This window comes from Microcoleus sp. K4-B3 (assembly GCF_036704615.1).
GTDB lineage: Bacteria > Cyanobacteriota > Cyanobacteriia > Cyanobacteriales > Microcoleaceae > Microcoleus.
Genome location: NZ_JAUBSF010000113.1, coordinates 1 through 18271 on the forward strand (window position 1 = coordinate 1; position 18271 = coordinate 18271).

At 46.9% G+C, this 18271-nt stretch carries 16 protein-coding genes; 5 read left to right on the top strand and 11 right to left on the bottom strand.

What is annotated here, in order from left to right; all coding sequences use genetic code 11:
• Positions 1–67 precede the first annotated feature (67 nt).
• The 6 genes from QUA78_RS28815 to QUA78_RS28840 form a co-directional block, all read right to left on the bottom strand.
• The gene (locus QUA78_RS28815) at positions 68–271 is read right to left on the bottom strand and encodes a hypothetical protein (protein WP_333399161.1); all 204 of its coding nucleotides are present in this window, start codon (positions 269–271) and stop codon (positions 68–70) included.
• A 283-nt stretch (positions 272–554) separates the two neighbouring features.
• Positions 555–773 (bottom strand): hypothetical protein, encoded by a 219-nt coding sequence (locus QUA78_RS28820; protein WP_172184703.1) that lies wholly within the window; start codon positions 771–773, stop codon positions 555–557.
• Positions 774–917: 144 nt separating this feature from the next.
• The gene (locus tag QUA78_RS28825; RefSeq protein ID WP_333399162.1) at positions 918–2135 is read right to left on the bottom strand and encodes a DNA double-strand break repair nuclease NurA; all 1218 of its coding nucleotides are present in this window, start codon (positions 2133–2135) and stop codon (positions 918–920) included.
• 409 nt (positions 2136–2544) lie between these two features.
• Positions 2545–3339: an HAD family hydrolase gene (locus tag QUA78_RS28830; protein ID WP_333399163.1), complete on the bottom strand. Its 795-nt coding sequence runs from the start codon at positions 3337–3339 to the stop codon at positions 2545–2547.
• A 237-nt stretch (positions 3340–3576) separates the two neighbouring features.
• The gene (locus tag QUA78_RS28835; RefSeq protein WP_333307116.1) at positions 3577–4311 is read right to left on the bottom strand and encodes a DUF928 domain-containing protein; all 735 of its coding nucleotides are present in this window, start codon (positions 4309–4311) and stop codon (positions 3577–3579) included.
• A 140-nt stretch (positions 4312–4451) separates the two neighbouring features.
• Positions 4452–5189, bottom strand: a complete 738-nt coding sequence (locus QUA78_RS28840) for a DUF928 domain-containing protein (RefSeq protein ID WP_333307114.1) — start codon at positions 5187–5189, stop codon at positions 4452–4454.
• Positions 5190–5527: 338 nt separating this feature from the next.
• Here QUA78_RS28840 and QUA78_RS28845 point away from each other — a divergent pair, with 338 nt between their 5' ends.
• The 4 genes from QUA78_RS28845 (at position 5528) to malQ (ending at position 10452) form a co-directional block, all read left to right on the top strand.
• Positions 5528–7318: a CHASE2 domain-containing protein gene (locus tag QUA78_RS28845; RefSeq protein WP_333399164.1), complete on the top strand. Its 1791-nt coding sequence runs from the start codon at positions 5528–5530 to the stop codon at positions 7316–7318.
• A gap of 71 nt (positions 7319–7389) precedes the next feature.
• Positions 7390–8148 carry a MinD/ParA family protein gene (locus QUA78_RS28850; RefSeq protein ID WP_333399165.1) on the top strand — a complete coding sequence of 253 codons (759 nt, stop codon included), beginning with the start codon at positions 7390–7392 and terminating at the stop codon, positions 8146–8148.
• A 202-nt stretch (positions 8149–8350) separates the two neighbouring features.
• On the top strand, positions 8351–8476 hold the full coding sequence (locus QUA78_RS28855; RefSeq protein ID WP_172184717.1) for a photosystem II protein Y: 126 nt from the start codon (positions 8351–8353) through the stop codon (positions 8474–8476).
• A 467-nt stretch (positions 8477–8943) separates the two neighbouring features.
• Complete coding sequence (gene malQ, locus QUA78_RS28860; protein WP_333305693.1) at positions 8944–10452, top strand: 4-alpha-glucanotransferase; 1509 nt, start codon at positions 8944–8946, stop codon at positions 10450–10452.
• 400 nt (positions 10453–10852) lie between these two features.
• Here the strand turns inward: malQ and QUA78_RS28865 are convergent, their stop codons facing one another.
• Both QUA78_RS28865 and QUA78_RS28870 read right to left on the bottom strand, forming a co-directional pair.
• Entirely contained in the window at positions 10853–11734 is an 882-nt protein-coding gene (locus QUA78_RS28865; protein WP_333305695.1) for a RodZ domain-containing protein, read from the bottom strand.
• Positions 11731–12525 carry a pseudouridine synthase gene (locus QUA78_RS28870; RefSeq protein WP_333305704.1) on the bottom strand — a complete coding sequence of 265 codons (795 nt, stop codon included), beginning with the start codon at positions 12523–12525 and terminating at the stop codon, positions 11731–11733. Before QUA78_RS28870 ends, QUA78_RS28865 begins: the two co-directional genes overlap by 4 nt.
• A 599-nt stretch (positions 12526–13124) precedes the next feature.
• Between QUA78_RS28870 and QUA78_RS28875 the strand changes: the two genes are divergently transcribed.
• Positions 13125–13916, top strand: a complete 792-nt coding sequence (locus QUA78_RS28875) for a DUF2993 domain-containing protein (RefSeq protein ID WP_333305697.1) — start codon at positions 13125–13127, stop codon at positions 13914–13916.
• A 179-nt stretch (positions 13917–14095) separates the two neighbouring features.
• Here the strand turns inward: QUA78_RS28875 and QUA78_RS28880 are convergent, their stop codons facing one another.
• The 3 genes from QUA78_RS28880 to QUA78_RS28890 all read right to left on the bottom strand — a co-directional run bounded on the left by QUA78_RS28880 (position 14096) and on the right by QUA78_RS28890 (position 17603).
• Complete coding sequence (locus QUA78_RS28880) at positions 14096–15013, bottom strand: phosphatidate cytidylyltransferase (protein WP_333305699.1); 918 nt, start codon at positions 15011–15013, stop codon at positions 14096–14098.
• A gap of 334 nt (positions 15014–15347) precedes the next feature.
• Positions 15348–15941 (bottom strand): precorrin-6Y C5,15-methyltransferase subunit CbiT, encoded by a 594-nt coding sequence (gene cbiT / locus QUA78_RS28885; RefSeq protein WP_333305701.1) that lies wholly within the window; start codon positions 15939–15941, stop codon positions 15348–15350.
• A 99-nt stretch (positions 15942–16040) separates the two neighbouring features.
• Positions 16041–17603 carry an aminotransferase class I/II-fold pyridoxal phosphate-dependent enzyme gene (locus QUA78_RS28890; RefSeq protein WP_333305702.1) on the bottom strand — a complete coding sequence of 521 codons (1563 nt, stop codon included), beginning with the start codon at positions 17601–17603 and terminating at the stop codon, positions 16041–16043.
• Between the last annotated feature and the right edge of the window lie 668 nt (positions 17604–18271).

Below are 18271 nucleotides of genomic sequence, written 5' to 3' on the forward strand. Positions count from 1 at the left end.
TATCATTATTATTCCATAATATTTCTATCCCAAGAGGTATTGACAAAATCTACTCCCTTCTAACTTGTTACCAATGGCCACTAACAGACTGTTCGCGAAAACCGATAGCCAATCCTGAAATACCAATCAGGATTGAAATTACGCCCATGAATCGGGTGAGTAGAGGGCCACAGGCAATACAGTCTATCCCACCAGGGGTAATCATCAATCCGCCGATAACGATGACCCAAGCCCAAGCCAGTGTGCGGAACAGATTCCTCAGATTTGTCATTGTCTTTCTCCTTTCAAAAGTTAGCGGTAGATTGAAGAGTCATAGCTTAATCGACACGCCTTCCGGTAGGCGAATCTGTATCTCTAGTTTTCTCTTAAGCTAGTTTGTATTTTTCTTTGCTCTTGTCCCTATTCTGAGCAATGCCACGCGAATCGACCAGTCGCATTTTTGAGTGACACTTATTTGAGCGACAGGCATCTGTGCCACCACAGCAGACCTTGGCATACATTCAATTATATTCGTCCTCCAATCTAAAATCTAAAATCGCCAATTTTAAATTGATTCATTTGCCTGAAATCATTTTCCCCAGGGTTTCCGGCAGATGAATTATGTGTTGGAAAAGCTGGTTGGGCCCGATGCCAAACAATAATTGCATCGCCAGCACAATTGCTGCTAAAGCAATCGCTGTCCCGATGCTGGCTTTCAACACTTTAAAAGCCCAATTAAACACCAGCCAAGATACAAGTAACGAAGCAATTAAGATAATTAATTCTATTGGCATATAACATTTTTAACTCTATTTAAACTCTACATAACTTACGGATCAATACCCAATAAACCAGGTTTTAGATCTGTATTAAAGGCTCAAATCCAGTATTTCCGTAAAATCCCGGTTTCTGCGTCCAGGACTACTCTACTTATTACTTCAAGCAATACTGCCGCGCTTCCGTGTTTCCTTATAAGAAATTCCGACATTTTTTAAGCCGGCTTTAATCATTTGCTGCTCTAACAAAGCGAAAAAGCGACTTCGATCGCCCCCCGTGACTACCGCTTGATTGTGAGCTTCTGCTAGCGTCACCGGATAGCCGCCGCCTTTGTGTACTTGAGCCAGCATCATTCCTAATGCTAAATCTAGCTGTGCTGTATCTTGTGCTACCCATTCCGGCACTTCTATTCTAGCAATTTCTGTGCCAACGTGAACGTAACAGAAATAGACGGAATTAAGACCGTACAAATCTAAAATTCGAGCTTGGGATTTCCATAAAGGGCTTCTTTGTCCCGGTGACAGGATTGTTGCCCACAAAATGGCATCCCGCAAAGGTTCAAATTGTTGACAAGGTGCTTTTTCGGCGAAAGAAATTGTGGCGGCAAATCCGACGTTCGGGCAATTTGTCATGCAGTCTGGTACTTCGTGGGTGCAAGCTTCAAACCGCAAAAAAGATAAACTTTCGCTGCTGCGAGAAGCGCTTAAGTATCCTAAGAGGGGAATTCCTGCTAAACGCAACTTGTCCCAAGATTCTAAAATTGGCTGCAAAATTTGATCGCGCGCTTCGCTGGGTAACTGTTCCAAAAACCAATAAATCAGGGAACCGTCTACCATTGCTAAAGCTGGCGCGGGCAATTTATTGTCGTTAACTTTTGCCCAATTGCAGCCCATTTCTGCTAAGGCAATTGCTTCGGAAACTGCTCGCCGGTATCCCATCCATTCTTCGGTTCTAATTCCCCACTGCCGCGAACCGTACAAGTCTTCGGGTTTGTAGAAAACCTCGGGTACGCTGTCTAAAACTGGGTGGCGGCTTTGCCCGTAGTGCAGCATGACTGTGCCGACGTTTAGCAAGTAGCAGTAGGCTATTTCGTGATGGTTGGGGGAAATTTGCGAGCCGTCTGTGGCAAAGACTGTGTGAGCGGCGGGGGGTGCGGTGATGTAGGTACGATCGGACAATGGCTCGATCGGCGTGGCAGCATTGAATAAAGTGCGATCGCGCCAACTCTCTTGCAATTCCACCAATTTTGCCTGTTCCCCTGCCGCCTTCAACAGCAAATTCTGAGCCACTTCCAAACGCTGGCGAGCCGCCTGAGCTTCCACATTCAAATGTTGGCTCATTCCCTGCATTGCCTTGGCTGCTTTAGTTAAATCGAGCATGGGTTTTAAGTCTCAATATTAGAAAGCTTTCAAGCTGAGAAATTATCAAAACACTTTTCAAACTTTGGGTGCCGAAGCTTGGTTTTTTGTCATAAACCGGGTTCGATAAACTAAAATACTTCGTTGCAGCCCGAAGAAACTGTAAAAAACCAATTTCTCAGGTCAATAGTACCTCCAAGACTGTATAAAAAAAATCAATTTTTTTTTCGAGATCCTTGCTTTTTTCTGGAATTCCTGTTATTATATATCTAATAATGGGATGGTTGCAAAAATATTATTTTTGCAACCATCCCATTATATTAAAATACCATGCCAGCGCCTCAAAAGTCAACAAAAAAGATGTAAAATTTTGTGATTTTTTTTGACTCTGAAAAGTGAAAAAAAATCCCACCTGCCAACAAATTCAACATCAACATTCGCTCGGCAGCCAATCGGCAAAATCTCCCGCAAACTGCGACAGAGAAAGCAATTGAACGGGTGGAGTTTTAGCCACCGATGCCCGTTCAGCCAAAGTATTGTAACCCCAATCAGCCAAAAATAACCTCACCTGAGATAAATCCGGCTGCTGCTTCACCGACAGCAAAGTTTTTAAGCGGTCTTCTACAAACCAAATAGTCGAATCTTTGCCCGCCGCCGCCAAAAATTCCCGCAAAATTTGGTGTTTCGGCTTGTTGTATTCCTTGCCAAAAATCAACTCTGACGGCATTTGTACGCCTGCTAACTGCAAAAGTTCCCGCACAAAACGACCTTCCTTCGTAGTGACGATCGCCACTTTCACCGAACTCTCCTGCAAGGAGTGCAAGCGATCGGCTACCCCTGGATAAAAGCGGTGCAAAGACAGCCACCCAGCTAAATCCTCAGCAATCCAATTATCGCGCAATCCGTCTAACATAGCGCCGACAGACTGCGCTTTCAAATTATTTTCGGTCAATAAATGCGGTACTATATTCGGCCACTCCAGCAAAATTTGCTCTTCCGTAATACCTGTCAGCAGTGCGCGAATCAGCAGTGGCATTTCCCAACCGGTTTCGATGGCGGGCCGCACTCGGTAAAAACTCAAAGCTAAATCTGGATCTGGCACTGTTTCGACTGGTTTCCAGATTTGACAGTAGGTACGCCAAGCGGTTTGGAAATATTCGATTAGTCCGTCACAAATCACACCGTCAAAATCAAGAGCCAGAATTGTCGGAAAGTTATTAGCCATCAATCGATTTTAGATTTTAGATTTTAGATTTTGGATTGAAGAATTGAAGAATTGGAGAATTGAAGAAAGCTATCTCACGGATTAATCCGGAGACTTGTTATCGGATACTATTTTTTGGTTGTGCCAGGATAAATACCGGGCTTGTACCCTGGCTGCTTTCGGTCACTGCATTGAAGAATTGAATAATTGAAGAATTGACTATGCAAACACTCAGCATTGATCGGTCAAGAGTCGTTATTAAAAAGACTGAACTATGGGTTGAGTAGCAATCGATTCTAGTCCTTGGGACTGCAACAATTGCGTCCACTCTGCCCTCAGCCGCGAATCATTGGGTGCGAGGCTGCGCATTTCGGCTAGAGTAGCAAGAGTCTCGTACCAAATCCCATTTTTAGCATAAGCAATCACCTTAGCCATAGGGTCGGGATTTGCCAAATCCTTCTTGAGATTTGCCTGGGGTTCAATTCGCTGCATCCATCCTTTAACAATATAATCTCCAGAACGCTCCAAAGGATCGCAGGCTAGTGCAAACGACCACACATATCGCTTACCAACCTCAATATTTTTTGTCTTGCCTTTCTCAGAAACGCTAACTCCCACAATTCCGGCTTTGTCATTTTTGATAGTAGTTTCATAGACTACTTCGGATTCATCTTCGTTTAGCAAAACAAACTGTACTTGAGCCGCCGGTTGAGAAACATATACAAAAAATGTTGGCGACTCTGTTAGAGTTAAACCAATATTGCTTTCAGGTATTAAGGGAGTAATTGATAAACCTTCGCGCAAATGACAGCCTCGATGCGTCCCCCCTTGCCGATTGTCGGGGGCTGTGACATCTGGGGGTTTGAAATTAACATTCTGACTCAGCAGAATTGGTGCAGGCACAGCCTGCATCGGCGAAAGCAAACTGGGGAGAGTAACGGCGATCGCAAATACAGCCATCGCCTGTGCAGTAAAATGTAGAAAACGTTTCATTTTTTCACCAACTTGTAGAGATATTATAGATCGCATCTCTACTATTAAGCCGGAGTTTTAACCCCGGGTGCGATCGGGTAAATTTGTCAATTTTTACATCGCAATCGGAAGACCGACAAAACTTCAAGAAATAGCGAGATTTAAAGAGGGCCAACCAGCGGTTGAGTTGCAACTGATTCCAGTCCTTGGGACTGCAATAATTGCGTCCACTTGGCTGTCAGCATCGCATCCCCCGGTGTCTGGCGTCGCATTTGGGCTAAAGTAGCGAGAGTTTCGTACCAAATCCCATTTTTAGCGTAAATGTTGAGCCTAGTCATCGGGTCGGGATTTGCCAAATCACTCTTGAGAGTTGCCTGCGGTTCAATTCGCTGCACGAACCCTTTAACAACTAAATCTGCCGATCGGTCTTCGGGGTCGCAAACCATCGAAAACGACCACACGTATCGCTTACCAACTTCAAGGGATTTGTTGTTGCCCGTAGCAGGAATGCTAACTCCAACAATCCCGGATTTGTCAAGTTTAAATGTTTTTTCGTAGACCACTTTGTCTTCGTTGTCGTTGAGCAAAGTAAACTCTATTTCTGCTGACGTTTGAGGAACATAGACAAAAATTGTGGGAGACTCTGTTAGGGTTAAACCGATATTAGTTGGAGGCACTAAAGGAGTAATAGATAAACCCGCCGGACAAAGCTTGCTGCCGCGATGTGTCCCTCCTTGTCGGCTGCCGGGGGCTGTGACATCGGGAGGCTTGAAATTAACATTTTGACTCAGCAGAATAGCCTGGGATTGTACCCGCATCGGTGCAAGTGAACTGGTGACGGTAGCTGCGATCGCAGATACGGCGACCGCAAGTGTAGCCCGATGTAGAAAACGTTTCATTTTGTTGTACCTTTCACTATAATATTGCAAACACAGGCATTCGCTGATGGCGACAAATATTTTTGAGCGGCTAGTCGAGGGCGCAGATACACAATTTGAACCTTGACATATCATCAATAACATTAATTAATTCGATCGGCAAGTGGATTCTCCATCCGAAAAATCAGGCCACCTAGGTCGCGAGTATCATTGCATACAGTTGCTCGCGGCCAACTGTAAAATTTTGTTACAAAGCGGTCGGAGTTTCCCGGTGTTCTAAGATGGAGGAAGTCTCCGGCAGGGGGCAAAGGCGAAACAACTGCTGTTCCAGAAACGAGTCAAACTTTTATGCTGGGATAATGAGTAAAATATCTAACAAAATTCGATCGGCAGCGGCTCAATTGAGTCAAATGTATAAACCATCACTAGCATTGGTTAGGTCTGTATTAATTGCCAGCGCGGCAGTAACATTATCCTTGATGGGGGCCAGACAGCTAGGAATACTCGAACCAGTAGAATTAAGCGCTTACGACCAAATGGTGAGGTGGCGTCCCGAGGAACAGCCAGACTCGCGTTTGCTAGTTGTGGGGATTACCGAAGCAGACATTCAGAAACTGAAACAGTGGCCGATATCCGATCGCAAAATAGCTGAAATCTTACAAAAACTCAAAAAAATGCAGCCTGCAGTCATCGGTTTAGATGTACTGCGAGACGTACCTTTAGGAGACGGGCGCGAGGAATTAACTAAAATTTTACAAAAAAGCGATCGAATTATCGGGGTATGTTTAGTCACCGACGGGAGCCCGGACAATCCCGGTTCTCCGCCTCCGCCGGGAATGCCAGAAAACCGGGTGGGATTTGCAGATTTCGGAGTAGATCCAGGTGGCATACTCCGCAGGGCTTTATTATTTATGAAACCGCCGACAATTAAGGGCAAATCCTCGACCCAAAAACATCTGTGCAATGACAATTCTCAAGTTTTAGCTTCCTTTAACCTCCAGCTAGCACTCCGCTACCTGCAAGGGCAAAAAATCTCTCCCCAACTTGCACCAGATCAATCTTTATGGCTGGGAAAAACCCAATTAAAACGACTAGAAAGCAATGACGGAGGATACAATAATGCCGATGTCAGGGGATATCAAATATTAATTAACTATCGTTCCAGGCAGCAAGTCGCAAACCAAGTCAGAATTACGGATGTTTTAGAAGGGAAAGTTGACCCGAATTTAGTTAAAGATAAAATAGTGTTCATCGGTTACACCACAGAAACCGTTAAAGATTTCTTTTATACTCCTTACAGTGGGCGACAGCAAAGCAACCAATTCATGCCTGGTATCGTGGCACACGCACAAGTAGTCAGCCAAATTTTGAGTGCAGTTTTAGACAACAGACCGATGTTTTGGTTTTGGCCCAAATGGGCAGAAATCCTGTGGATTTCGGCATGGTCAATTGTGGGAGGAACGTTGGCATCGCGGATGGCTCACCCAGCGAAGTTGACGGTGACATTCGGAGCAATGCTGTCCGGGTGCTGCGCCATCAGCTTTGGGATTTTTCTGTTGGGAGGGTGGGTGCCTGTGGCAGCGCCAGCCTTAGCATTAATCTTAACTGGCGGTAGCATTGTATCAGCAGAGAGATTTAATAAAGCCGGATACGGGAAAGCAATTAGCGATCGAGTAAAACAAGTCTTCAAAATCGAAATAGACCAAGCCAAAAAAGAACAGCAAGTCGCAGAAATCACAGAATCTGATTTCTTTAAAGAATTGCAGCACAAGAAAGCTAAACTGAGGACTAGCAAACAAGAAACCTCTGAAAAAGCACCTTCCGAACCCCAAAAAATAACTGCTGGTGCCGCAGAGCTTCCCAAGGCCGAAAGTCAGACAGACGAATACTTAGCTCAGTTGGAGAAAACAGCCAAACAGCATAAGCAGGGCGCCGCCGTTACTGAATCGGAAAGCAGCTCAAAAACTGGTGTCCCGATCGATGCGGGCGGCGGTGCTAGTTTAGCCGAAACCAAACCCCATGACGAGTTCAGCGATTTGCAAGCCAAAGCCAAACAGATGCGGCAGCGCAGGGGCGCAGAAAAGAGGATAAAAGATGAAAAAATTGATAGTTTAACAGACAAGGAGGATTTGGGGGGCAAGGAACAATGACAGAGAACTCGACTGCATCGAGAATTGCATCATAATGGGTTCTCGCCGTTTCTTACCCTCATACGCAGATCATGTCCAAAATCATCTCTGTCCACTCTTACCGGGGCGGAACTGGCAAATCGAACACGACAGCAAACCTGGCATCTATTATCGCTCGCGGCGGAAATCGGGTCGCCATTGTGGACACAGACATTCAATCGCCGGGGATTCACGTGCTGTTCGGTTTCAGCGAGAGCAACATGGATCGCTGCCTGAACGATTACCTGTGGGGCCGGTGTCCGATCGCGGATACGGCCTACAATGTGAGTTCGCTGCTGCCAAAATTAGCCAGTAACGGCAGCCTCTACCTGATTCCTTCGAGCATTAAAGCAGGGGAGATAGCGCGAGTTTTGCGGGAAGGCTACGACGTGGGACTGCTTACCGACGGCTTTCAAGAACTGATCGAGGTTTTGAACTTAGACTACCTATTTATAGACACGCACCCGGGGCTCAACGAAGAAACCCTCCTCAGCATCACCATTTCCGACATCCTGCTGCTGATTCTGCGTCCGGATCAGCAAGATTTTCAGGGAACGGCTGTCACGGTAGATGTGGCCCGCAAATTAGAAGTTCCCAAGATTTTGATGACGATCAACAAAGCCCCTGAATCCCTAGATTTCGAGGATTTGAAGCAGCAAGTAGAGAGTATTTACAACATCCCAGTGGCAGGGGTGCTGCCCCACAGTGACAAGATGATGCTTCTCGCCAGCAAGGGGGTGTTTGCCCTGCACTTCCCTAAAGATCCTCTAACTAAGGTGGTGGAAGGGATTGCGAAACAGATTGTGGGATAATTGGTGCAGCGAATGTCGATCGCCCGCCCAGGAGTAAGTTTCGATCTCAATTCCTCCCGAGCGATGTCCTCCTGCGTATCCGGCTGCCGGCGGAGGAACTTTCAAAAGCGACAATATTTGGTTAAAGAGTCAGGAGAATGGCGACAAAATGAGATACAAATAGATTATGAGAATTTGTTAAAAAACTTTAGGAGGAGAACTCATGGATTTTGACTTCCGCATACTAATAGTATTGCTGCCCGTCTTGTTGGCTGGTGGCTGGGCTGCGTACAACGTCGGCACTATAGCTCTCAAACAAGTGCAGAAATTGTTGAACAAGCAAGCTTAAACTCAGCCTCTTTTCAGGTAATGCCGCAGCCGACTGTTTATTGAGATACAAAAACAGCCGGCTGATTTGTGCATTGGCTCTGCTTAACTGATGGCTGATTTTTGGCAAGCGGGCAATTTACGGCCGCAGAGAGATGGGGCGAAAGCAAAAGAAAAGTTATATTAAAAAGTTAGCCATAAACCGGGTGCAATTGACCAAAATACGTCTTTGCAGCAGGCGATCCCCGGTACAAGAACCCGGTTTATTCGCGAGGCGATCGCCTAACTCCGGATTTTGATGTTTTGGGCTCTACTCTACACTGGTGAGTTGAACCCAAAACAAATATTTGGCAAGCACGTTCCCGCAGAAAATATGAGACAATCACAAAAGTATTTGCCCTGACAATCGCCCTAAAAACTGCGAAGTTTAACTTGTAGGGAATATCGGTCAAATTGTCAATGTTTAATTCCTATATCTTTAGATAGATTATGCTTTTTCCCCGATCGAGCGGCATTCTACTCCACCCCACATCCTTTCCCAGTCGATTTGGCATTGGGGACATGGGAATAGAAGCATATCGCTTTATTGACTTTTTAGTAGAGAGCGACCAGCAATACTGGCAGGTATTGCCGCTGGGGCCGACAGGATACGGCAATTCTCCTTATTCGTGCTATTCAGCAATGGCGGGAAATCCGCTGCTGATCAACCCAGAACTGCTGCGGGACGACCAATTGCTCGCCGATGAAGACTTCGCTAATTTACCAGAATTTCCGCTCGATTATGTAGACTTCGAGCGGGCGATCGCCCTGAAAGTGCCTTTGCTCAAAAAAGCTTGCGAAAACTTCCAAGCCAAAGCATCGCCGATCCAGCAAAAAGAATTCTCAGCTTTTTGCCAAAGCAAAGAGAGTTGGCTGGAAGATTACGCCTTATTTATGGCACTAAAAGACAACTTTGGCGGTGTTAGCTGGAACAATTGGGAACCAGAAATTGCCCGTCGAGAACCCGAGTCGCTAGAGAAGTGGCGCCAGCAGCTAAATGCTGAGATTTATTACTACAAATACGTCCAGTTTGAGTTTTTTCGCCAGTGGACGGAGTTGAAACGCTATGCCAACCTGCGGGATATTAAAATTATTGGCGACATTCCGATTTATGTAGCTCACGACAGCGCGGATGTGTGGTCTCATCCAGAAATATTCTGCTTGGATGAAGCCACCGGAGAAGCAGCTTTAATGGCCGGAGTTCCCCCTGATTACTTCAGCAGTACAGGTCAATTGTGGGGCAACCCCGTCTACAATTGGGAGAAGTTGCAAGCAAATAATTTCGAGTGGTGGGTGCAGCGTTTTGAAGCGATTTTCGCTTATGTAGACGTGACTCGGATCGACCACTTTCGAGGATTTGAGGCTTACTGGGCGGTGAAACGCGGGCAAGAAACTGCGATGTACGGAGAGTGGATTAAAGCGCCGGGAACAGCTTTGTTGGATGTAATTAACGAGAAGTTTGGCAACTTGCCGATTATCGCTGAGGATTTAGGGGTAATTACTCCAGAAGTAGAAGCTTTGCGCGATCGATTCGAGTTTCCGGGAATGAAGATTTTGCAGTTTGCTTTCGGCGCGGGCCCTGGCGATCCTTTTTTGCCTTTCAACTACGATCGCAACTGCGTAGTTTACACCGGCACCCACGACAACGACACGACTGTCGGCTGGTTCAATCAACTGCAAAACTACGAAAGAGATGAGGTTTTGCGTTATTTGGGCTGCATCGATCCCCAAGGAATCCACTGGTCTTTAATCCGCATGGGTTGGATTTCTATTGCTAATATGGCAATTGTGCCGTATCAAGATTTGTTGGGTTTGGGTACGGACGCGCGGATGAATTTTCCGGGGAAAGCAGAGGGAAATTGGGGCTGGCGGTATCGACCCGAAGCTTTGAATTGGGAAGTGCGCGATCGGCTCAAAACCATGACTTACATCTCCGGTCGCGCTCCAAATAAAAATTGATCCTCTGGAATGGGTAGTTGGTAATTGTTAATGGGTAATATCAAATCTGTTAGCATCAGAATTATTCCTATCTCTCTTCTCGACCTCTGCGTGAATCTGCGTCAATCGATTGTCATCTGCGGCCCTAGAAATTAACTTTTTTTAACCGCAGATGAGGGCAGATTAACACAGATTAACGCAGATGAATTAGATAGATTCCGTTTGCACCATTCATCCGTGATTGTTGACTGTTGACTGGATTTGACTATTCCGATGCAACCGGAATCTATCTAATTGGTAATTGTTAATGGGTAATTGGTAATTGGTAATGAGTGAATAAAGACGGACATTCTAATTAAAAGCCGTGGACTGCCAGCCATTACCTATTCCCGATTACCCATTAACAATTACCAATTAACAGTTACCCTTCTTTTTTGGGCGGTGTTGCAGGCTTGAGGTCGTCTGCTTTAAAAACAACTTCTTTGACGACTCCAGGAACTCCGAGTTGTTCGGCTTGTCCGTTATTGACGGCAACCATTACCCCGCCGGCGTTACCAGCTACAACTACCAATTGCTTTTGAGCCTGCCAGGTGCGTACAGTTCCTGAAGGCAAAATTCCCTCAAACTCTGTTTTGCCATCGACTTCAACCTGCATCCACGATTCGGCTTTAAAAGTGACGCTAACCATCACTGGTTTATTGCCAGATTTATCTAAATTTTGACCTGTTCTTGCTGCTTCCACAGCGGCGTAACTATCCGGTTTCTGATTTTGTGAGGGGTTCGATGCCTCAGCAGCTAAACGGGCTTGTTCTTGCTGCCCAAGCGCTAGTTCTTCGGCTCCCGCACCGTTTTTAGCGGTCACAGAACCGCCCATCAACTGAGATAAGACATTGACTGAACAGATAATTAGAAATGTGTAAAAGAGGTAGAGGTGCATCGGCCGCAACTGAGGCCCATCTTGCCAGGATAGCTTGGTTCTCGATCGGGGTGGCGGTTCGATCGGGAAAAAGTCGGCAAACTGAGTTCCGTCCAAACCCATTGCTTCAGCGTAGCGCTTGATCAAACCCTGAGTGTAGACGGGTTCGGGAAGTTGGTCGAGTTGACCGTCTTCGATCGCTTGCAGCAGATTCCGCCGAATCATTGTTACCACAGCTACTTTGTCCAAACAAATCGACTGCTGTTCGCGGTACTGGCGGAGTTGAGCCCCAATTTCCGCTAGCTTCTTCTGAGCTGGTTCTGGCTCTTGGGAGTGCAGTTTCTTCTTAGTTGTTTTGAAGAATAAAAACAATAAATTCTTTGTCATATGCTGTGCTCCTGGGATTTTACTGGCACGCTTATTGATGTTAGGTTGACTAGATTCCATAAATAAATAATTTCCGAATCTTCTAGGGGTCGGTAGCAGCCCGGTGGCAATATTGGCAATTCGGGCCGCTGCAATTGAATCGGGCCGATCGCTGTGCGGTGCAGCCCCACCACGGGATATCCCAACTGCTCGGCTGTTCGCCGAATCTGTCGGTTCCTGCCTTCTGATAGAATGACTTCTAACAGAGTTTTGTCTCGCGCGCGATCGAGAACTCTCACTTTCGCGGGCAAAGTCTTTCTGCCTGACAAGATAATGCCGTGACGCCACGCTTCCAGTATGGGTTCCGGGGGATCGCCGAGCACCCAAACCTGATAAGTTTTGGCGATCGAGTGACGCGGATGGGTCAAACAAAATGTCAGCTTACCATCATTGGTGAGCAAGAGGGCACCGGTGGAATCTGCATCTAAGCGTCCTACGGGGTGGATGCCTTGACCCGAGCGCAGTTGGGGCGGCAGCAAGTCGAGAACTTTCGAACGGGCTCTGGGGTCGCTGCAAGTAGAAACGACGCCTGCCGGTTTATTGAGCAACAGATAAACCTGTGACGGTCGATCCGTTGGTTTTACCGGGACTCCATCGACTTCGATCAGATCGCGATCGGGATCTGCTTTTTCTCCTAAGCGAACAATATTGCCATTAACTCGGATTCGTCCAGCTACAATCATCTGTTCTGCAAGACGGCGAGAGGCAATGCCCCACTGGGCGAGGATTTTTTGCAGTCTTTCATCTGACATGACGGGAGTGTGGAAACCCCCAACGAGCGAGCGGTGGGGGAGGAAACACGACAAGGTTAATTGATTAACCGATGCTGGCAATGCTCAATTCCTGCTTGGGAATAAATTATAATCATCGACCAATCCTCAGGGGGCGTTGCGCCCTGTAAGAATTGTCCTGATGGCATGACCCTGAATGTTGTGCAAAAACTACGAGGAAAAGACTCGCCGCAGGCACAGGCTTGCACCGTTGGTTTGCGGCTGGTTTTAGAGGTGTGGGTCTGACCAAACCCTAAACCAACACTACCATAAATCCCGTACTGCTGGTTAAATTTATACGCTCGATCGCGAATTTTTCCTCGGGAGCGCACAACTCGCGAACTAAGGAAAGATCCCAAGGGGGGAAAGGGTGAGAATTTTTCTGCTTCTGGCGTTGCTGAGGCGAGATTTCTGCTTGGTTTTGGAGTTAATAGGAGTTGCGCTCATCAACCCGGTTTCTTATAAAAATTGGAGGTTTACGGCGATATATCTGTGAATAAAAGGGGTTTTTGAGGCCGGATGCGCAAGTTCTAGTTAAATTTCTGTGCTTGAATATTAAGGTTTATATTCTGAAATTATTTATGACTGTCGATCGAAACTCTCTTCAATTTGACAATAGAGATGGCGCTGCTGGCTCTGGTGGGACTGTTAATCTCGGCGAGGAGCCGGGGAGACCTTCGCCGAGTCAAGGCAGCCGGATCGCGAGCGCGGTGCTGTCTCCGGCGGTGCAGTTGTGGCTGCGATCGCAAGTTCAGCAGGTGGACGAGTTGAAGGTGAAAATTGAGGGGAGCGATCGACAAATCTTCAGCGGTGCGATCCCCAAAGTCACGGCTGCCGCTCGCGGTGCTGTGTATAAAGGACTACACCTAACAGAGGTTGCGATAGAGGGCTGCGGCATTCGCATCAACCTCGGTCAAGCTCTCAAAGGCCAACCCCTGCGCCTCCTGGAATCCGTTCCCGTGACAGGCGTTTTGAGGCTCAGTCAAGCGGATTTGAATGCGTCGCTGAAAGCGCCTTTGCTTGCTGATGCTTTAAGCGAATTTTTGCTGCCAATGCTGCCGCTGACAGATAGGGAACAGTCGCTGAAGTTGCAAAATTCGCAGATTGCTATTGAGGCGGGTTTGTTAACGCTTTCGGCGACAATTTTGCGCGCTGGCGGTAGGCAAATTCCTTTGGTATTGCGGACGGGTTTGCGGATGGCCAGCGGTCGCGAATTGATGTTTGAAGCACCAGAAATCGAAATGGATGGAGAATTAAAGAGCAGTGATTTCAATGGTTTTAAAATAGATTTCGGGCCGGAAGTTGAGATTGAAGAGTTGATTTTGAGTCCGGGGGAGATTGTTTGTCGGGGGGGAATTAGAGTTTTACCTTAGTTAGTTAACAGTTGACTGTTGACTGTTGACTGTTGACTGTTGACTGTTGACTGTTGACTGTTGGCTTTAACCTGGTTCTTCGGTAGAGCCTAGGAATACATACCCCATGCCCTGTTTGGCCAATGCCCAATACCCAATTCCCAATGCCCAATTCCCAATGCCCAATTCCCAATGCCCAATTACCGATTAATTAAAAAAGAGTCGATCGCGGGCAACAGTAAAGTGACAAAATAGTAGACTAAGGGCGCGGTAAAAACATAACTGTCGGTGCGATCGAGAATGCCGCCGTGACCGGGGATCAACTGTCCCGAATCCTTAACACCGGCGTCTCGCTTCATCATCGACTCAGTTAAATCTCCCAACAGGCTAGCAACGCCAATCAACAGACCAAAAGCAGCCCCAGTATACGGCCACCCCGGCCAGTGTAAATACCAAGACCCAGCCGCGGCCACGGCGATGCTGCCGCAAACTCCAAATACGGCACCTTCAACGGTTTTTTTGGGGCTGATGTGGGACAGGCTAGTGCGACCGAAGAATTTGCCGACAAAATAAGCCCCAATGTCAGCGGCCCAGATGCAGAAGAAAGCCAGCAGCAGCGAAGTCAATCCTAAAGATATATGGCTAGAAGTTGTCCAAGACGGGGATGGGTAAATGTTAACCGGCAAATTGCTTGCTACTGCTTGCGAAAGTTGGGTTGTAGCAAGATTGGCTGGGTCGAGGCCGACTCGCAGCCGTACCCAATAGCTGGGCAAATAACCGCCGTAGAACAATCCTAAAACTGAGGAGGCAATATCGGCGATCGTCGATAATTTAGGTTGGAATAACAGGTAGAAACAAATTAAGGTTCCCGCTAAGGGGAACATGGCATCTACGAGTTCCGGTGCTAGGGCGGCAGTAATTAATAGCCCTTGACTGACGGCTAAGGTAGTTTTGGCAGCGGGTGCAATGCCTTTAGCCCTGGCTAATTGAAAATATTCCAATTGACCTAGGTAGACGATGACTCCAAAGCCGAGGGTGAAGTACCATCCCCCCATAATAATCATTCCCAAAGCAAGGGCGATCGCAACTATTCCACTGAGGATACGAGACCAAGGCATAAATGAATTTCTCTTGCAGACGGCGGCGGGTCATTCGATTTTAGATTTTGGATTTTGGATTTTTCAAGAGCACGAGTTTCTCACTTGCACAGCTAACCCCCATCCCCAATCGGCGATCCAAAATCTCAAGTCAGGCGGTCAATCCAGCTATGGTCGCCCCTATTCTTAAGTATGAAGGTTAAGTGAACTTAAAAAAGATTAAGAATTGCATTTAGGAATGGGCATTGGGCATTGGGCATTGGGCATTGGGTATGTATTCCCAGGCTCTGCCGAGGAACCAGGTTAAAGTTAACTGTCAACTGTCAACTGTCAACTGTCAACTGTCAACTAACTTCTAATCCAGCTTTTCGCCGCTGAGAATAAATATGGGATTGACGGCGGCAAAGGTTTGACTGAGGCCGCGAGTCTCCAAGCGGTTGACGGCGGACTGGACTACCTCGATGTTGCGGACTTGCAACTCGGCGAACCCTTCAGAAAGGGCGTAAAGATTCTCTAAATTCGAGGCTGTGGCGACAACTCTACCGTGGGGTTGCAAGTAGCGCCAGACTTCTTGGAGAATGGCTTTAATGGGGCGACCTCCTTCGATGCAGACTCGGTGGGGGGGTTGGGGCAGGTTTTCAAGGCATTCCGGGGCACTGCCTTCTATGACTTCTACGTTGTCGAGATCGAATCGATCGCAATTTCTGCGAATCAAGCTTGCTACTTCTTCGTCCCTTTCGACGGCAATAATCCGACCTTTGGGACACAGCAAACCTGTTTCTACGGCGATCGTACCAGTACCTGCACCGATGTCCCACACCACTGAGTCTGCTTTCAGCCTCAGGTGGGAGATTAACAGCAGTCGGACTTCTCGCTTACTCATGGGAATTCCCGGTAAACGTTCAAATAAGTCATCGGGAATGCCTGGAGTGACGTAGGGCCAAAGCATAGTTCTATTTTTGATTTTTGATTTTTGATTGAAGCAAGACCGAAGTTGGAACTTGCGGAAGAAGTAGAAATTCTCCCAATTTCCCCCAAGCCTTAATATTTACTGTCGCACAACCTTGAGAGTTTGGAGGCCGGGATCGCTGCAACCTGTAATTTTTCCGCCGGCAGCCAGGATTTGTTGCAGGTAGTCAACGGCTTCTGGGGTAATAATTTCACCTGGCATCAGGACTGGTATTCCTGGGGGATAGGGACAGATGAGTTCGGCGCTGAGTCGATCGACTGCTTTGTCTGCGGGTACTGTTTCCGCTGGGAAAAAGAAGGCCTCGCGGGGGGAGAGGAGAGGGGGAGAGGGGGAGAGTGGGAGAGTGGGAGAGTGGGCAAATCTTCCATCGGACATCGGACTTCTTCTCTCGGACTTCTTCTTTCGGACTTCTTCCTTTTTCCTGACATCCGTTACATCCGTTACAGAATCCGTTGCCGAACTTCCTTCTTCCTTCTTCCTTCTTTCTTCTAAAAGAGTACAAGCTTTAACTAGACTGTCAATATCTGATTCTGTATTTCCCAAGCTGATAATAAATGTTAGATGTTGCGGCATTGGTAATTCTGCGGTGACTGCGAGTTCCGAGTGCAGAATTTCATCGGCGGCAAATCCTGTGATTCCTAAATCTGATACTTTTACTGTTAGCCTGGTGCGGTCTAATGCTGCAAAACCCGGAGTATTTAACGGTTCTAAAACTGATAAGCCTGGAATTTGACTGATGCGCGATCGCGCTTTTTCTGCTAGCTGTAAAGTTTGCGCCATTAATTCTTTGCCGTGGAGTGCGATTTGTTGGCGGGCTGCGTCTAGGGATGCTAATAATAAGTAACTCGGACTGGTAGATTGTACTAGCTGCAATGCTCTATTTAATTTTTGGATATCTATGCGATCGCCCTTGACGTGCAGCATCGATGCTTGTGTCATTGCACCGAGGGTTTTGTGGATTGATTGTACTGTTAAATCGGCACCGGCTGATAGTGCTGGTTCTGGCAAGTTTGGATGAAAGTTAAAGTGCGCGCCGTGGGCTTCGTCTACTAATAACGGTATGTTGTATTGATGGGTAATTTGGGCGATCGCCCGCAAATCTCCGCAGACGCCGTGATAGGTTGGGTAAACTATCATTACTGCTTTGGCGTCGGGATGTTGTTCTAATGCGGAGGCTGTGGCTTCTGGGGTGATGCTGTTGGCAATATCCCAATCCGGGTTGTACTCTGGATTGACAAAAATTGGAATTGAACCCGATAAAATTAAACCAGAAATCGCCGAGGAGTGGATATTTCGAGGTAGGATAATTTTATCTCCAGGGCCGCAAGTTGCTAAGATGGCGGCGATAATTCCGCAAGTTGAACCGTTAGCCAAAAACCGAGTTGATTGAGCTCCAAATGCTGCGGCGGCCAAGTCTTGAGCTTCGGCAATTGCACCTTCTGGGTTAAAGAGATTGTCTAACTCCGGCAATTCCGGCAAATCAGATCGAAATACTGCCGCACCGAATAAGTCAATTAGGGGTTGAGAGATTCCTTGTCCGCGTTTATGTCCGGGGGCATAAAATGGGGCGTGCGGGTGATTTGTGCGATCGCGCAAGGCATCTAATAGAGGCGTTTGTTGTTGAGAGTTTGCTGGTGACACACTTAATCTTGATTTGATTATTTGGAATTATAGCAACCGCCGAGGTTTCACTGGAGGTTATTAATTATTGCAACCATTGCTGGCAATTCCCCGATCGCATCGACTGCTTCCTTTTTCCTTGCTCGCCCACAAGCAACACCGTCTAAATTTCAAACTTCTCTAAAATGACTGAATATGGACTGCTTAAGTATGATACTCAAACAGTTGAACATTCTGGCTACTGCTTTACTTAGGGTTTGTCTAGGGGCAGTGGTTTCAGTTAAATCACAAAATCCTACCACAGTCTGCGGCTTTTTTTCAGCTTACTGTTGTGAGGAAGTTTTGGGCGATCGCGCACTACTGTCACAAACTACCACGACGCTTTAACCGATTGACCCAAAAGCTATCAAAGTTAAGCTTTAATTCAAGGTAGATTATTGAGTCGCGATCGCCCTAAATTCTACCCTAATTGAGCTTGCCAATTCATAGCATAACTTTGAACTTTTTCTGCCTGGTCAGTGCCATTGATAATTGTACGGGCTTTCAAGAAATCCCTACGGTTGTTTGAAATACAGTCATCCAGTGTGATACCCGTAAACACACCGAATTTCATAAGCTGTTCAGCATCTAAAACGCATATTGCATAGTATAATATGATGATATTTATAAAAAGTCAATGCCTACTAAAA

Coding starts and splice junctions, on each gene's coding strand:
- malQ (WP_333305693.1), top strand. CDS start 8,944: ATGCTTTTTCCCCGATCGAGCGGCATTCTACTCCACCCCACATCCTTT.
- QUA78_RS28870 (WP_333305704.1), bottom strand. CDS start 12,525: ATGTCAGATGAAAGACTGCAAAAAATCCTCGCCCAGTGGGGCATTGCC.
- QUA78_RS28835 (WP_333307116.1), bottom strand. CDS start 4,311: ATGAAACGTTTTCTACATTTTACTGCACAGGCGATGGCTGTATTTGCG.
- QUA78_RS28815 (WP_333399161.1), bottom strand. CDS start 271: ATGACAAATCTGAGGAATCTGTTCCGCACACTGGCTTGGGCTTGGGTC.
- QUA78_RS28840 (WP_333307114.1), bottom strand. CDS start 5,189: ATGAAACGTTTTCTACATCGGGCTACACTTGCGGTCGCCGTATCTGCG.
- QUA78_RS28880 (WP_333305699.1), bottom strand. CDS start 15,013: ATGCCTTGGTCTCGTATCCTCAGTGGAATAGTTGCGATCGCCCTTGCT.
- QUA78_RS28875 (WP_333305697.1), top strand. CDS start 13,125: ATGACTGTCGATCGAAACTCTCTTCAATTTGACAATAGAGATGGCGCT.
- QUA78_RS28865 (WP_333305695.1), bottom strand. CDS start 11,734: ATGACAAAGAATTTATTGTTTTTATTCTTCAAAACAACTAAGAAGAAA.
- QUA78_RS28830 (WP_333399163.1), bottom strand. CDS start 3,339: ATGGCTAATAACTTTCCGACAATTCTGGCTCTTGATTTTGACGGTGTG.
- QUA78_RS28825 (WP_333399162.1), bottom strand. CDS start 2,135: ATGCTCGATTTAACTAAAGCAGCCAAGGCAATGCAGGGAATGAGCCAA.
- QUA78_RS28845 (WP_333399164.1), top strand. CDS start 5,528: ATGAGTAAAATATCTAACAAAATTCGATCGGCAGCGGCTCAATTGAGT.
- QUA78_RS28850 (WP_333399165.1), top strand. CDS start 7,390: ATGTCCAAAATCATCTCTGTCCACTCTTACCGGGGCGGAACTGGCAAA.
- cbiT (WP_333305701.1), bottom strand. CDS start 15,941: ATGCTTTGGCCCTACGTCACTCCAGGCATTCCCGATGACTTATTTGAA.
- QUA78_RS28855 (WP_172184717.1), top strand. CDS start 8,351: ATGGATTTTGACTTCCGCATACTAATAGTATTGCTGCCCGTCTTGTTG.
- QUA78_RS28820 (WP_172184703.1), bottom strand. CDS start 773: ATGCCAATAGAATTAATTATCTTAATTGCTTCGTTACTTGTATCTTGG.